This is a genomic window from Sphingosinicella sp. (assembly GCF_013911755.1).
Classification (GTDB): Bacteria; Pseudomonadota; Alphaproteobacteria; order Sphingomonadales; family Sphingomonadaceae; genus Sphingosinicella.
Window position 1 is genome coordinate 1 of record NZ_JACESP010000037.1, and the last position, 15874, is coordinate 15874.

Annotated in this window: 9 protein-coding genes, 1 tRNA gene and 1 pseudogene; 5 read left to right on the forward strand and 6 right to left on the reverse strand. The window is 65.4% G+C overall.

Translation table 11 applies throughout. From position 1 onward, the window contains the following. From H2052_RS17310 to H2052_RS17320, 3 genes and pseudogenes are all read left to right on the forward strand, one after another. Nucleotides 1–281 (forward strand): annotated as a pseudogene (locus H2052_RS17310) (hypothetical protein); the annotation flags it as partial. 60 nt (nucleotides 282–341) lie between these two features. After that, nucleotides 342–5099: an NAD-glutamate dehydrogenase gene (locus H2052_RS17315; RefSeq protein ID WP_293784657.1), complete on the forward strand. Its 4758-nt coding sequence runs from the start codon at nucleotides 342–344 to the stop codon at nucleotides 5097–5099. A gap of 158 nt (nucleotides 5100–5257) precedes the next feature. After that, nucleotides 5258–5683: a hypothetical protein gene (locus tag H2052_RS17320; RefSeq protein ID WP_293784660.1), complete on the forward strand. Its 426-nt coding sequence runs from the start codon at nucleotides 5258–5260 to the stop codon at nucleotides 5681–5683. A gap of 8 nt (nucleotides 5684–5691) precedes the next feature. Here H2052_RS17320 and H2052_RS17325 read toward each other — a convergent pair whose 3' ends face one another. The 5 genes from H2052_RS17325 to H2052_RS17345 all read right to left on the reverse strand — a co-directional run bounded on the left by H2052_RS17325 (nucleotide 5692) and on the right by H2052_RS17345 (nucleotide 13708). Continuing rightward, the gene (locus tag H2052_RS17325; protein ID WP_293784663.1) at nucleotides 5692–6360 is read right to left on the reverse strand and encodes a glutathione S-transferase family protein; all 669 of its coding nucleotides are present in this window, start codon (nucleotides 6358–6360) and stop codon (nucleotides 5692–5694) included. 41 nt (nucleotides 6361–6401) lie between these two features. Continuing rightward, nucleotides 6402–10931, reverse strand: a complete 4530-nt coding sequence (gene gltB, locus H2052_RS17330) for a glutamate synthase large subunit (RefSeq protein WP_293784666.1) — start codon at nucleotides 10929–10931, stop codon at nucleotides 6402–6404. A gap of 85 nt (nucleotides 10932–11016) precedes the next feature. Further along, nucleotides 11017–11727: a hypothetical protein gene (locus H2052_RS17335; RefSeq protein ID WP_293784669.1), complete on the reverse strand. Its 711-nt coding sequence runs from the start codon at nucleotides 11725–11727 to the stop codon at nucleotides 11017–11019. After that, nucleotides 11724–12257, reverse strand: a complete 534-nt coding sequence (locus H2052_RS17340; protein ID WP_293784672.1) for a DUF2059 domain-containing protein — start codon at nucleotides 12255–12257, stop codon at nucleotides 11724–11726. Before H2052_RS17340 ends, H2052_RS17335 begins: the two co-directional genes overlap by 4 nt. Then, nucleotides 12254–13708, reverse strand: a complete 1455-nt coding sequence (locus H2052_RS17345; protein WP_293784675.1) for an NAD(P)-dependent oxidoreductase — start codon at nucleotides 13706–13708, stop codon at nucleotides 12254–12256. The genes H2052_RS17340 and H2052_RS17345 overlap by 4 nt, the downstream gene beginning before the upstream one ends. A gap of 232 nt (nucleotides 13709–13940) precedes the next feature. Here H2052_RS17345 and H2052_RS17350 point away from each other — a divergent pair, with 232 nt between their 5' ends. After that, on the forward strand, nucleotides 13941–14735 hold the full coding sequence (locus H2052_RS17350; protein ID WP_293784678.1) for an undecaprenyl-diphosphate phosphatase: 795 nt from the start codon (nucleotides 13941–13943) through the stop codon (nucleotides 14733–14735). Here the strand turns inward: H2052_RS17350 and H2052_RS17355 are convergent. Next, the gene (locus tag H2052_RS17355) at nucleotides 14732–15664 is read right to left on the reverse strand and encodes a complex I NDUFA9 subunit family protein (RefSeq protein WP_293784681.1); all 933 of its coding nucleotides are present in this window, start codon (nucleotides 15662–15664) and stop codon (nucleotides 14732–14734) included. The two genes, H2052_RS17350 and H2052_RS17355, sit on opposite strands and share 4 nt — an antisense overlap. A 123-nt stretch (nucleotides 15665–15787) precedes the next feature. On the opposite strand from H2052_RS17355, the gene H2052_RS17360 reads away from it, so the two are divergent. Next, nucleotides 15788–15874, forward strand: a tRNA-Leu gene (locus H2052_RS17360).

The window sequence follows — 15874 nt, forward strand, 5'->3', positions numbered from 1 at the left end:
GGTTCATCGCGTTCGTGGTGAGCGCCGAGGGCGGTCTCAAGGGACTGGTGCAGCGGGAGCGGGCAGCGCGGGCGAAGCCGGCGGTGAAGCAGACGACCGAGACGGTGCGGGCACGGCTGCGCGCGACCGAGCCGCTTGCGCATCTCGACATCGCGTCGGACGAGGAGTTCGTGCTGCTCGTCGCGAAAAAGAGCGATTCGGGTGGAATCGACGTGCTGGAAGCTGTCCCGCACACCAAAAATCTGCTCGAAGTGGCCCTAAAACGCCTCGCCGCGCGCTGAACTTGCCTCGCAGGAGGCAAAATCGCATAAGGCGGGTCATTCTCTATCCGGAGTATCGAGATGGCGACCGCCGCGGCGACTCATGAAGCGCCGAAACCTAAAGTTTCCCGTAACCTTCTGAAATCATTGGAAACGGCACTCTTCGATCACGCCCTCCCCGGCGAAACGGAGACATTGGGCAAGGATGCGGCCAAGGCGATCGTCGAATTCGCGGCGGGCCTCTTCGAGACGCGCACGCCCGGCGCCCCGGTCATCGAGATCGCCTCGACGGACGGCGAGCCCGGCCGCCGCCGCACGTGGATCGGCATTCTCAACGACGACATGCCGTTCCTCGTCGATTCCGTATCCGCGGCGCTCACACGCAACGGCATCACCATCCACCGCCTGCTGCACCCGATCCTTGCGGTGGAGCGCGACAAGACGGGCAAGTTGAAAGCGCTGGCGCCCGCGCGCGGTGAGGCCGACGGCGGGCTTCGCGAGTCTTTCATTTACGTGGAAGCCGACCGGGTCGGCGCGCGCGGCCGCACCGCGCTTGCGGAAGATCTTGCGCGCGTGCTCTCCGAAGTGCGCGTCGCGGTGGATGACTGGCGCGAAATGCTGACCCGGCTTGCCGATGCACGCATGGAACTCGGCCGTTCGGCGATCCCGGTTCCTGCCGACGAAGTGATGGAAGCCAAGGGCTTCCTCGACTGGCTGGGGCAGGACAATTTCACGCTGCTCGGCGCCTGCGACTACGAGTTCGGCCGTTCGCTCACCGATCCCAAGGTCGAACCGAAGGCGGGTGAAGGTCTTGGCCTGCTGCGCGACCCGGCGTTTCCGCTGTGGCGCGGCGCAGAAGGCTTCGAGGTGCTGCCGCCTGCGCTGCGCGCCTATATGGCGACGCCGACCCCGCTGCTCGTCACCAAGGCGAACACCGTGTCTTCGGTGCATCGCAATGCCTTCTACGATGTCGTCAGCGTCAAGCGGTACAACGACAAGGGCAAGGTGATCGGCGAACGCCGCTTCGCGGGCCTGTTCACGTCTTCCGCGCTCGCCGCCTCGCCGAAATCGATTCCGATCGTGCGCCGCAAGCTGGAACGCGTTGAGGCCGCACTCGGCTTCGACCCGCGCAGCCACACCGGCAAGGCGCTCGCTCACATCATCGAGACGTTCCCGCGCGAGGATCTGTTCCTTGTCGATTCCGAGCGGCTGACCGGCATGGCGCTCGGGATGCTGTCGCTGCTCGAACGCCCGCGCCCGAAGCTGTTCACGCGGCTCGATCCGTTCGGTCGCTTCGTATCGGTGATCGTCTACGTACCGCGTGACGCCTATCACAGCGGCATCCGCGAACGTGTCGGCGCGATGCTGGAAGACGCCTTCCAGGCGCGGCTTTCACGCTATGACGTGGAGCTTCGCGCCGAGGGCCTGGCGCGCGTCCAATATTATCTCGGCACGACGCCGGGACAGGTACCCGACGTGGACGAAGCCGCGCTCGACGCACGGCTCACCTCGCTGGTGCGTGGATGGGAAGAAGCGCTCGAAACGGCGCTTTCCGAACGCGCCGGCGCCACCCGTGCGGCGCGTCTTGCGCTGAGTCATGGTCGCAGCTTTACGGCCTCGTACCGCGAGCAGTTCAGCGCCGAGGAGGCGGCCGAGGATGTCATGCGCCTCACCGCGCTCGACACCGGCGAAGACCGCGACGTGTTCATCTATCGCCGGCCCGGCGACGCTGAAAACCGTCTGCGCATCAAGATATACCGGCTCGGCGAGATCATTCCGCTGTCCGAAGTGGTCCCGGCGCTCGAAAACTTCGGCTTCCGCGTCATCGAGGAGTATCCGTTCGACCTCGCCGGCGGACGGCTCGGCTGGATCCACGATTTCATGGTGGAAAGCGGCCGCGGCGAAACTATCGACATGGCGTTCGTTAAGGAACGCGCTGAGCCTGCGCTCCGCGCGGTGTTGAAGGGCGACCAGGAAAACGACGTGTTCAATGCACTCGTCGTCGGCGCGGGGCTTCCGATCGGCAACGTCGTCTGGCTGCGCGCCTATTTCCGCTACATGCGGCAGACAGGCGTCTCCTACAGCCAGCAGACCGTGGTGGATGCGCTGCGCGCGCACGGCGCGATCACGGCAGCGCTCGTCGACCTGTTCCGCGCGCGTTTCACACCTGGCCTGAAGGCCCGTGATGCGACCGTCGCCGAAGCGCGCGGGCGGATCGACAGCGGCCTCGCCGACGTCTCGGCGATCGACGAGGACCGCATCATCAGCCTGTACCGCGACATCATTTCCGCAACGCTGCGTACCAACGCATTCGTGGACGGCGGACCGGAAGCGCTGGCCTTCAAGCTCGATTCAAAATCGGTGCCTGGCCTGCCGCCTCCGGTGCCGTACCGCGAAATCTGGGTCTACAGCCCCCGCGTCGAAGGCATTCACCTGCGCGGCGGCCGCATCGCGCGCGGCGGCCTGCGCTGGTCCGACCGGCGCGACGATTTCCGCACCGAGGTGCTCGGCCTCGTGAAGGCGCAGATGGTGAAGAACGCGGTGATCGTTCCCACCGGCTCCAAGGGCGGATTCTATCCCAAGCAGCTGCCGCCCGCATCGAACCGCGAAGCGTGGCTCGCCGAAGGCCAGGAGTCGTATCGTATCTACATCCGCGCGCTCCTGTCGGTGACCGACAATATCGTCGACGGCAAGGACGTGCCCCCCGCGGGCGTCGTCTGCCACGATGCGCCCGATCCGTATTTGGTCGTCGCCGCCGACAAGGGCACGGCGACCTTCTCCGACATCGCCAATGCGATCAGCGTCGATCACGGGTTCTGGCTGGGCGATGCGTTCGCGAGCGGCGGTGCCAACGGATACGATCACAAGGCAATGGGCATCACGGCCAAGGGCGCGTGGATTTCCGTGCAGCGACATTTCCGCGAACTCGGCATCGACGTGCAGACGGACCCAATCCGCGTGATCGGCGTCGGCGACATGTCGGGGGACGTCTTCGGCAACGGCATGTTGCTGTCGAAAACGCTGAAGGTGGTCGCGGCGTTCGATCATCGTCACATCTTCCTCGACCCCGACCCCGATCCCGCGAAGAGCTGGAAGGAACGCGACCGTCTGTTCAAACTGCCGCGTTCATCCTGGGACGACTACGACAAGAAACTGATTTCGAAAGGCGGCGGTGTTTTCCCGCGCAGCCAGAAATCCATCGCGCTCACGCCCGAGGTGCAGGCGATGCTCGACGTGGACGCGAAGAACCTGTCCCCGAACGAGTTGATGAACGCAATCCTGAAGAGCCGCGCCGATCTCTGCTGGTTCGGCGGAATCGGCACCTATGTGAAGGCGGTGACGGAATCGAACGCGGACGTTGGCGACCGGGCAAACGACGCCGTTCGCGTCAATGCCGAGGAGATGCGCGTGCGCGCGATTGGCGAAGGCGCCAACCTCGGTGTCACGCAGCAGGGCCGCATCGCGTTCGCGCGTGCTCACGGCCGCATCAACACCGACTTCATCGACAATTCGGCGGGTGTTGATTGTTCGGACAACGAGGTGAACATCAAGATCGCGCTGCAGCCCGCGCTCGCTTCGGGCAAGATGACCATGGCGGCGCGCAACACGCTGCTCGAATCGATGACCGATGACGTTGCCCAGCTCGTGCTGCGCGACAACGTGATGCAAACGCAGGCGATCTCGGTCGCGGAGAGCGGCGGCAGCGGCGCGCTGCCTGCCTTTCAGCGCGTGATCCAGCTGCTGGAGGCGAGCGGCCGGCTGAACCGCGTCGTCGAGAACCTGCCGAGCGACGAGCAGCTGACTCAGCGCGCGCTTGCCGGCGGCGGATTGGAACGGCCCGAACTCGCCGTCCTGCTCGCCTATGCCAAGATGACGCTCTACGACACGATCGTCGACAGTCCTCTGCCTGACGATCCGCTGTTGGTGCAGGATCTGGAAATGGCGTTTCCGCCAGCGGTGCTGAAGGCATTCAAGGCAGGCGTGACCGGCCACCGGCTGCGGCGCGAGATCATTGCGACCAAGCTTGCGAACCAAATCGTCAACCGCGGCGGCATCACGCTCGCCTTCGAACTTTCGGAAGAACAGGGCACCAGCCTTGCCCATGTCGCCTCCGCCTTCGTGATGGCGCGCGAACTGTTCGACCTTCGCGACCTGTGGCGGACGATCGATGCCGCGGCGGTGGACGCACGCACGCACATCGTACTGCACACCAAATCGATCCGCGGCCTTCGCACGCAGATGGCGGATGCGCTGCGTGCGTCTGCGCCGGGAGACCAACCCTCCCAGTGCATCACCGCGTGGAAGAGCGGGATTCAGCGGCTGTCAAAACAGCTCGACAAGCTGCTCAGGCCGGAACCGCGCGCGCAGGTCGAGCGGCTGCGGCAGGAACTGCTGCGTGACGGCGCACCGGGCGACATCACCGAGCGTCTGGTGGAACTCGACGGTCTCGACGGGGCGATCGGCAACGCCAAACTTGCAGCCGAACTCGGCGTCACCGAACGCGCGATCGCGGATGCCTATACGCGCGTCGGCGAAATGCTGGGGCTCGACTGGGCAAAGGGCGTCACCGCGCAGCTCCAGCCATCCGACCCATGGGAGCGATTGCTTATCGCCGGGCTGCTGCGCGATTTCGAGCAGCTGCGCATCGACCTCATCAAGCGCCAGACGAAGAAGGGCGGCGATCCCGTGAAGGCGGTCGAGGTGTGGAGCGCGGCCAACCCGGCCGTCATCCAGCGCATGGCGGATGCGACGGCGCGGGCGCGTAAGGCCGGCGTCGTCACCACCGCGATGCTCGCGCACCTCGGGAGCCAGGCGCGGGCACTGCTGGTCTCTTCGTAGGAACGCAGCATTCGGCCGTCCGCGTCGCCGCGCTTCGCCGCAAGTTCAGGCACTGTTCACGCCGCGCGGCGTTGGGTAAGGGTGTGGCTGCCGTCCACGAGCGGACGGCGGCGGAAAGGAACGCGATGATTCGTCTGGCTCTGGTTGCGGCGATAGGAATGGCTGGCGCTGCGGTGTCGGGTACGGCACTGGCGCAGGCTGCCCAGACGGACAGCGCACCGCCTGCAAGTGCGCCGGCCGAAAGCAAACCGCCTGCGACCAACAGCGGCGTTCTGAAGCGCGTGCCGCTCGATCAGTGGATGCCGGAAAACTGCCCGAATCCTGAGCGCCGCGGCGAGATCGTCGTATGCGGCCGCCCCGATGAGGAACCGACGGTGGAAACGCCGCCGGAGCCCGGCGAGCCGGGAACGGACGTCCCGAGCGAGCGGCTGAAGCTTACCGAGCCGGGGAATGTCGCCCCGAGCAGCGCGTGCAGTGCGGTCGGCCCCGCGGGCGATGTCGGCTGCAGCCGGAACGAATACGAGCAGTGGCGCCGTGAGCGTCAGCTGCAGAAGGCGCGCGAGAAGGTTCCGGAGCCCAAGTAAGGGCCCTTTTAGAAATCCAGCTTGTCGTAGTGCGCGGGGGGCGAGAGGCCGTCCATGCGCTCGGAAAGAAGCGCGCGAAACGTTGGCCGGGATTTGATCGCCGAGTACCATTGTTTCGCTGTCGCATGGCCCTGCCATTCGAGCGCGGAGAGATAGTCCACTACTGAAAGATGCGCGGCTGCCGCGAGATCGGCGAGGCCGAAGGTCGTGCCGGAAAGCCAGCGGCGGTGATCGAGCAAGTATTCGATGTAGCCGAGGTGGTTTTCAAGGTTGCGGCCTGCGGTGCGCAGCGCCCCGCCGTCGGGGGCGGCGCGCTGAACTATACGCTTGTACATGCGCTCGGCGAGCAGGATGTGGCCGACTTCCGCGTAGAATTTCTGATCGAACCACACGCAGAGGCGCCGCACTTCGGCGCGGTCCGCCGCGCTTGCGCCGAGCAGCGGCATGCGTTCGACGGTTTCTTCGAAATACTCGCAGATCGCGGTGCTGTCGATGAGCGCGGCGCCGCGGTCTCCGACCAGAACGGGGGTCTGCCCGGCCGGATTGAGATCGACGAATTCGTCGCGCCGCGCCCACGGCAATTCGGGCACGAGTTCGACCTCGACGCCCTTCTCGGCAAGCGCGAGACGGACCTTACGCGAGAACGGGCAAAGCGGATATTGGTAGAGGCGCCACATGGTTAAGTCCCGTGTAGGGAGAAGCCCGCGGCGCTGCAACCTTACTCCGCGGCGACCACGCTTTGCGCATCCTCAAGCGGGTGCTTGAGGCGGCTCACCATCTCCTTGGGGCAGACCTGCACGAAGCGGGGAAGGGCGGTTTCCCAGTCTTCGAGGATCGACAGCGCCCACGCGGAATCGGTTTCGCGGTGGTGCGCCTCGATCGCGGCGCGGAGCACGCTTTCCCAGTAGGTGGCGCGCACCGGCTGCCAGATCACGCTATCCGGGTTGACGCGCGTGTCGAAGTCTCCGGCCGTGTCGTAGACGAACGCCATGCCGCCGGTCATGCCTGCGCCGAAGTTGTCGCCTACCGGGCCGAGGATCACCGCCATGCCGCCCGTCATGTACTCGCAGCCGTTGGCCCCGCAGCCCTCGACGACGACCTCCGCGCCCGAATTGCGGACGGCGAAGCGCTCGCCCGCCTGACCGGCCGCGTAAAGGCGCCCGGAGGTGGCGCCGTAGAGCACGGTGTTGCCGATGATGGTGTTCTCGTTCGACTTGAGCGGCGAGGAGACGAGCGGGCGCACCACGATCGTGGCGCCCGAAAGCCCCTTGCCGACATAGTCGTTGGCGTCGCCGAAGACTTCGAGCTTCAGGCCCTGCACCGCGAACGCGCCGAGCGACTGGCCCGCCGCGCCGCGCAGGCGGACGTGGACGTGGCCGGGCGCGAGGCCGTTCATGCCGTACTTGCGCGTGATCGCCGAGGAGAAGCGCGTGCCGACGGCGCGGTGCGTGTTGCGCACGCTGTACGTCAGCTGCATCTTCTCGCCGCGATCGAACACGGCCTTCGCGTCGACGAGCATCTGCGCGTCGAGGCTGTCGGGCACCTCGTTGCGGCGCGTCTTCAGGTTGAAGCGGCGCTCGCTGTCGGGCGCGTCCACCTTGGCGAGGATGGGGTTGAGATCAAGGTCGTCGAGATGCTCGGCGCCGCGGCTGACCTGACGCAGCAGCTCGGTGCGGCCGACGATCTCGTCGAGGCTGCGGAAACCGAGGCCGGCGAGGATGTCGCGGACCTCTTCGGCGATGAAGCTCATCAGGTTGATGACCTTCTCCGGCGAGCCGCCGAACTTCTGGCGCAGCGCCTCGTCCTGCGTGCAGACGCCGACGGGGCAGGTGTTCGAATGGCACTGGCGCACCATGATGCAGCCCATCGCGACGAGGGAAAGCGTGCCGATACCGAACTCCTCGGCGCCGAGGATCGCGGCGATGACGACGTCGCGGCCGGTCTTGAGACCCCCGTCGGTGCGGAGCTTCACGCGGCCGCGCAGGCTGTTGAGCGTCAGCACCTGGTTGACCTCGGTGAGGCCCATTTCCCACGGCGTGCCCGCATACTTGATCGAGGTCTGCGGAGACGCGCCGGTGCCGCCGACGTTGCCCGAGACGAGGATCACGTCCGCGTGCGCCTTGGCGACGCCCGCCGCGATCGTGCCGATGCCCGCTTCGGAGACGAGCTTCACACAGACGCGCGCATCGGGGTTGATCTGCTTCAGGTCGTAGATGAGCTGCGCCAGATCCTCGATCGAATAGATGTCGTGGTGCGGCGGGGGCGAGATGAGCATGACGCCGGGCGTCGAGTGGCGCAGGCGCGCGATCATCTCGGTGACCTTGAAGCCGGGAAGCTGGCCACCCTCGCCGGGCTTTGCGCCCTGCGCGACCTTGATCTCGATCTCCTCGCAGGCGTTCAGATATTCGGCGGTGACGCCGAAGCGGCCCGACGCGATCTGCTTGATGACGGAGTTCGCATTGTCGCCGTTGGGATAGGGCTTGTAGCGCGAGCGATCCTCGCCGCCTTCACCCGACACCGCCTTGGCGCCGATGCGGTTCATCGCGATCGACAGCGTTTCGTGCGCTTCGGGCGAGAGCGCGCCGAGTGACATGCCCGGCGTCACGAACCGCTTCCGAATCTCGGCGATCGACTGCACTTCTTCCACCGGCACCGGCGGATTGACGTGATTGAATTCCAGAAGATCACGCAGATAGATCGGCGGCAGATCGCGCACGCCGCGGCTGAACTGCAGATAGGTGGAATAGGAGTCGCTCGCCACCGCCTGCTGCAGCAGGTGAATGAGGTTCGCCTGATAGGCGTGCGGCTCGCCGTTCGCGCGGTAGCGATAGAGTCCGCCGATGGGAAGTGTGGTGACTTCCTCGTCGTAGGCGAGCGCGTGCCGGTCGCCTGCGCTCACGTGCAGCGACGAGAAACCCTCGCCCGAAATCTTCGCGGGCATACCGGGGAAGAAATCGGCCACGAGCGCGCGCGACAGGCCGACCGCCTCGAAATTATAGCCGCCGCGATAGGACGAGATGACGCTGATGCCCATCTTGCCCATGATCTTCAAAAGACCATCCTCGATCGCCTTGCGGAACCGGTTCACGCAGGCGGTGAGATCCATGTCGCCGAACAGGCCCTTGGCATGGCGTGCCGCGATCGATTCCTGCGCGAGCCACGCGTTCACCGTGGTGGCGCCGACGCCGATCAGCACCGCGAAATAATGCGTATCCATGCACTCGGCCGAACGCACGTTGATGCTGGCGAACGAGCGCAGCCCCTTGCGTACGAGATGCGTGTGCACGCCCGCCGCCGCGAGGATCATGGTGATGCCCGCGCGCGCCTTCGAGACGTTCTCGTCGGTGAGGAAGAGCTGGCTCTTGCCCGAACGGACCAGATGCTCGGCCTCGGCGCGCACGCGCGCGATCGCCTCGCGAAGCGCGGCGGGGCCGCCCGCGACCTCGTAGGTGCAATCGATGATGGCCGCCTGATCGCCGAAATGCGCAAGGAGCCGCGCCCAATCGCGGTTCGAGAGCACGGGCGATTCCATCACCATCACGCCCTGCTGCTTGGCATCCTTGTCGAGGATGTTCGCATAGTTCGAAAAGCGCGTCTTCAGGCTCATCACGCGCGTTTCGCGGAGCGAGTCGATCGGCGGGTTCGTCACCTGGCTGAAATTCTGCCGGAAGAAATGCGACAGGCAGCGCGGGTTTTCGGAAATGACCGCGAGCGGCGTATCGTCGCCCATCGAGCCGACGGCTTCCTTCGCGTCCTCCACCATCGGCGCGAGGATCAGCTCCATGTCTTCCATGGTGAGGCCCGCGGCGACCTGACGGCGGCGCAGTTCGTCGGCATCGAGCGTCTGGCCCGGCTCCGGCGCGTCCGCGCCCGGCACGTCGGCGAAGTTGCGGAAGCCCTTCACGAGCGCGGCATAATCCGCCTCGCCCGAAACGCGGTCCTTGATCGCCTTGTCGTCGTAGTAGCGCGCCTCGTCGAGATCGACCGCGATCATCTGGCCCGGCCCGAGCCGGCCCTTTTCGATCACGGTCGCTTCGGGCACCACGACCATGCCGGTTTCCGAACCGACGATCAGCAGATTGTCGCTGGTGCGCGTGAAGCGCATCGGTCGCAGTGCGTTGCGGTCGACCGCGGCGGCGATCCAGCGACCGTCCGTCATGGCGAGTGCGGCGGGGCCGTCCCACGGCTCCATCACGCTGGCGAAGAAGGCGTACATGTCGCGGTGCGCCTGCGCGAGCGTGGTGTCCTTGTTCCACGCTTCGGGCACGAGCATCAGCTTCGCGGTCGGCGCGTCGCGGCCCGAACGCACCATCACCTCGAACGTCGCATCAAGCGCGGCTGTATCGGACGCGCCCGCCGGGATCACCGGCTTGATGTCTTCCGAAAGATCGCCGAAGGCCTGCGCGGCCATCTTGATCTCGTGGCTTTTCATCAGGTTCTTGTTGCCGCGAACCGTGTTGATCTCGCCGTTGTGCGCAAGGCAGCGGAACGGCTGCGCGAGCCACCAGGTGGGGAACGTGTTCGTCGAATAGCGCTGGTGATAGATCGCGAACCGACTGACGAACTTTTCGTCCTGCAGATCGGGATAGAAAACCGACAGCGCCTCGGCGAGGAACAGCCCCTTGTAGATGATCGAGCGCGACGACAGCGAGCAGATGTAGAAGCCCTGGATCTGCGCTTCGATGATCTTCTTTTCGATGCGGCGGCGGATCAGATACAGATCCTTTTCGAACGCATCCTGATTTTCGTATTTCTCGCCCGGCTGCGGACCCTTGATCATGATCTGCTCGATCTCGGGGCGCGTCAGTTTCGCCTTGTCGCCGATCACCGAAGTATCGACGGGCACCTGCCGCCAGCCATAGATCTCGTAGCCGAAATTGATGATTTCGGATTCGACGATGCTGCGGCAGGTTTCCTGCTCGGCAAGGTTGGTGCGCGGCAGGAACACCTGCCCCACGGCGAGCAGCCGATCGATGCGGTGCCTGTGGCCCGCGTGCTCGATGTGCTTCGAAAAGAACGCGATCGGCAGCTCGACATGAATGCCCGCGCCGTCGCCCGTCTTGCCATCCGCATCCACCGCGCCGCGATGCCAAACCGCCTTCAGCGCATCAATGCCAAGCGCCACCACGCGCCGCGACGGTTTGCCGTCGGTCGCCGCGATGAGCCCGACGCCGCAGGCATCGGATTCCATATCCGGGCGGTACATGCCCTCGCGGGCGATGCGTTCACGTTCTGCGGCGTTGATCATTTCATTTCATCCAATGTTTCGCGCTGCGCGCGTCCTAAAGGGCAGACGATCTTGGGCGGTTCAGTCGTCACAAGATCGAAGGAGTTCATCTCGGGGTTGCCGGTTTCGTCTGCTTGGCCAGTTTCGCTATGTGCGCGTTCATCGCATCGATAACCACCTTGGACGCCGCTTGGGTATCCTGTTGCATGGTATGACCAAGTGACGCGAGCGCGCTGGGAAAAAACTGCGCGTAGAGAGTTTTGGACACGGTCCCCGCCGGTGTGCCGAGAAACGCATTCATCACGGTCATGTCCTCATTGCTCATCCTGCGAACAATTTCTTCGTCCGTAATCTCGGCGCTATCGGTGAACGACGCCAAAAGCTTTTTGTATGCTTCGCCTGCAGGACTTTTGAGAAAGTCGTAGGTCTGGTTGATATGATCTGGGGTCATATCCGTTGCGATCATGCCGGCCAGTTGCACCGTCAGCTCGCGCTGTGCGCGACGAGCCGTCGCGGTTGTGTGCTTTCTCACAGCCGAGACTGCAGTCTTTATCAAGCCAGGAAAACGCTTGTCTGTTGCAAGGATATCGGGATTGCTCTGCAGAGAGTCTCTGTGGCTCGCCACCGCTGTATCAACGATTGCCACCACCAGCGGGTCCCAGGGCACCCATTCCTCGGCCAATTGCACAGCCGTGGCCGGCATGGGGGCAGGCAATGATATCTCAGCGGGTGCGTCTTGGGCATTTGCGACTGACGGACTGGCGATAACCCCCAGCCAGAGTGAGCCAAGTGCAATTCTGGACCGGTATACGCTCATTTCGCCCCATCCAGCATTTCGCGCTGCGCGCGGGCAAATCCATTCGAGACGGCGGCCATGCCGGCGGTCATTCCGGCGCGTTCGCCGATCGCCTTCATGCTCGCCTGCGTCTGCTTTTCGGCAGCCATGAATTTCTGTCCGGCCGGGCTTTTCAGGAAGCCGATCGCGGCATCGAGTTCGGCGGGAGAAAGCGCATTCCTATAGGCCGTCGTGAAATCGGCAATCATCGCCGGATAGGTCTTGCGCAGTTCGGCGAGGAATTCCTCGGCCAGAATCTTCTGCAGCCGCTCCCGTCCGCCGCGTCCATTTTCGATGAGATTGCGAACGGTGCCGCTGGTGCCCTGGTCGGTCTCGAGCTGCGCGACGACCTGCGCTCCGAACATCGGCACGAGCGTGCTGAACACTTCGTCGAGCTTGGCTTCGATCCCCATGAGGCTGACGAGCTGTGCTGCGCGGTCCGGCTCCGCCGCGAGGGCAGGGGGCGCGGCGAGCAGAAGCGCCGCCGTGAGCGTGAAGAGACGGGCCTTCATGCGGCGGCTTTCTTGGCTGATGCGCCCGCGCGCGCGGCGAGATACGTGTGCATCGTTTTCGCGACGTCGCGGCCGTCGCGGATCGCCCAGACGACGAGGCTGGCGCCGCGCACGATGTCTCCGGCGGCGAAGACGCCGTCCACGCTTGTCATCATCGTCTTGTGGTCGGTGCGCAGCGTGCCCCAGCGCGTGACGGTGAGGTCCGGCGCGCCGAACAGCTGGGGCAGGTCTTCGGGATCGAAGCCGAGCGCCTTGATGACGAGATCGGCCTCGACACGGAAATCCCCGCCTTCGACCACTTCGGGCGCGCGGCGGCCCGAGGCATCTGGGGCGCCTAGGCGCATCTGCTGCGCGCGCACGCCCGCGACCTTGCCGCCCTTGTCGTCGAACGCCTGCGGCGCGGAGAGCCAGACGAATTCGACGCCTTCCTCTTCGGCGTTCACCACTTCGCGCTGTGAACCCGGCATGTTGGCGCGATCCCGCCGGTAGAGGCACTTTACCGAAGCCGCGCCCTGGCGGACGGCGGTGCGCACGCAGTCCATCGCCGTGTCGCCGCCGCCGATGACGACGACGTGCTTTCCTTCCGCATTCAGTGCGCCGCTTTCGAAGGCGGGGACGCTGTCGCCGAAGCTCTTGCGGTTCGATGCGATCAGGTAATCGAGCGCGGGGATGACGCCGCCCGCGCCGACGCCCGGCGCCTTGATGTCGCGCGCCTTGTAGACGCCTGTGGCGACGAGCAGCGCATCGTGCTTGGCGCGCAGCTGCGCGAGCGTCATGTCGCGGCCGACCTCGAAATCATAATGGAAGACGATGCCGCCTTCCTCGAGCCGCGCGAGGCGGCGCATCACGACCTCTTTTTCCAGCTTGAAGCCGGGGATGCCGTAAGTGAGGAGCCCGCCGCCGCGATCGTGGCGGTCGTAGACGTGCACCTCATAGCCGCGACGGCGCAGATATTCGGCGGCAGTGACGCCCGCAGGCCCCGCGCCGATGATGCCGACGGACTGGTCCGAACGGTCGCTGAGCGGACGCAGCGGGCGGACCCAGCCTTCCTTCCACGCGGTGTCGGTGATGAACTTTTCAACCGAGCCGATGGTGACGGCGCCGTGGCCGGACTGCTCGATGACGCAATTGCCCTCGCACAGCCGATCCTGCGGGCAGATGCGGCCGCAGACCTCGGGCATGGTGGAGGTGGCTTCGGAAAGCTCGTAGGCCTCCTGCAGCCGGCCCTCGGCGGTGAGGCGCAGCCAATCCGGGATGTTGTTGTGGAGCGGGCAGTGGACCTGACAGAAGGGCACGCCGCACTGCGAACAGCGCGAGGCCTGCTCCTCCGCCTTCGCGAGGATATAGCCGCGGCTGATTTCCAGAAAGTCGTCATCGCGCTCGTCCGCGGCGCGCTTTTCGGGAAACGCCTGCGCGAGCCCGACGAACTTCAGCATATCCTTTTCGGCCACCCGATTTCCCCTTGCGGTTCCGCCGCGGCTTTTACGGTCGTCAAACCGCCTTGTCACGTAATTTTCAGCGAATAGGACAGTAATTATTACCTAATAAATTGCCAAAAATGATCTATCGCGAATCGTTCGCAGATGTTGGGGTATAAACAAGGTCCGATTCGGTCATAACTCGTCAGGGGACGCCGCGAATCGGCTATGCTATGCCGCGCCCGACCTTTCCGCGGGAGAGCCCATGTCGTTTCTGCAACTGCTCATCATCGCCATCGTTCAGGGCGTCAGCGAGTTCCTGCCCATCTCGTCGTCCGGGCACCTGATCCTCATTCCCAAGCTCACCGACTTCCCCGATCAGGGGCCGATGATCGACGTCGCCGTCCATGTCGGCACACTCGCGGCGATCATCGTTTACTTCTGGCGCGATGCGCTCGGCCTCGTGCGCGGCGGGCTTTCGAACGTCGGCGTGGTGAAGGCGCCGGCCGAGCGGAAGCTCTTCTGGTGGATCGTGATCGGCACGATCCCGGCGGTCGTCTTCGGCTTCTTCCTGAAAACAGGCGGCTACCTCGAAGGCTTTCGCTCGACGCACCTCGTGGCGATCAACCTCATCGTTTACGGCCTGCTGCTGTGGGCGGCGGACCGTTGGGGCAAGCAGACCAAGGCCTATGAGGACCTGACGCTGAAGGACGCGGCGCTCGTGGGCATCGCGCAGGCGTTCGCGCTCATCCCCGGCACCAGCCGCTCAGGCGTGACCATGACGATGGCGCGCTTCCTTGGCTACGCGCGGCCCGAAGCGGCGCGATTCTCGTTCCTGCTTTCGATGCCCGCCGTGCTGGGCGCGGGACTGCTCGCGGCGCTCGACCTCGCCGAGGCGTCGGCGGCGATGCAGCGGGATGCCGTGATCGCGGGCGTGCTCACATTCTTCGCCGCGGTGGCGACGATGGCCTTCCTGATGCGCTTCCTGCGCCGCGGATCGATGCTGGTGTTCGTCGTCTACCGGGTGGCGCTCGGCGTCGTGCTGCTCGCCTTCTTTTAGGCAGGGCTGAACCGGCCGTGCGGGCGGAAGCGCACTAGCCAGCCGGGGGCGACCGCCGCCATCGGCGTCGCGGCGAGACCGAGCGCGGCAAGGCCGGGCGCGCCTTCGGACACGATATTGTCGCTCTGCAGCATCTTCCACTGGTCCGTGGTGAGCGGCGCGCCGGGCAGCCAGCCGGTGAGACGCGCCATCAGGCTTGCGGCGGCATCCGGCATATCGACGAGCATCGGGCTGCGCCCCGTGGTCTCGGCGAGCCATTCCAGGAGCCCGCGCATCGTCAGCACATCGGGTCCGCCGAGCGAGACCGTCTTCGCGGCGTGAAGCTGGGGCTCGCAGGCCGCAGCCGCGATGGCGCGCGCCACGTCCACCACATAGATCGGCTGGAACTTCGTTTTGGGCGCCACCACCGGCACGACGGGCAGGCGGAGGAGACCGGCAAAGCGGTTCAGGAACTGATCCTCGGGGCCGAAGATCACCGACGGCCGCAGGATCGTCGCCTTGGGATACGCGGCGCGCACGGCCGCCTCGCCGAGCGCCTTGCTGCGGCCGTAGCCGGACTCGCTCTCCGCGTCCGCGCCGAGCGCCGACACGTGGACGAGCGCGCCCGCGCCCGCCGCAGCGGCGGCCTTCGCGATCGCTGCGGCGGCGTTGACATGCACCGCTTGGAACCCGCCCTGCGAATCGGAGAGGATGCCGACGAGGTTGATGACGGCGTCAGCACCCTCGACCGCGCGCGCGAGCGAAGCCTCGCTGCGAAAATCCGTGCGGACGAAATCAAGCTGGCCGAGCGCCGCGAGTGGGCGCACGTGCAGCGCAAGGTGCGGATCGCGCGTCGCGACGCGCAGCCGCGCCCCCGTCTTCGCCAGCGCCTGCACAACATAGCGCCCCACGAAGCCCGAACCGCCGAAAATCGTAATCAGCTTCGCCACACCATTATCCTTCCGGCCACTCAATCGTTCCCGCGCCGCATATTCCATACCCAGGCCCATTGACAAGCACGGGGACGGACCGTAACCCGCATCGCCTCGCAAGACGAGAGCATCCGACCCCGTGCCCAGGTGGCGGAATTGGTAGACGCGCTAGCTTCAGGTGCTAGTGCCGGTAACGGCGTGAAGGTTCGAGTCCTTTCCTGGGCACCA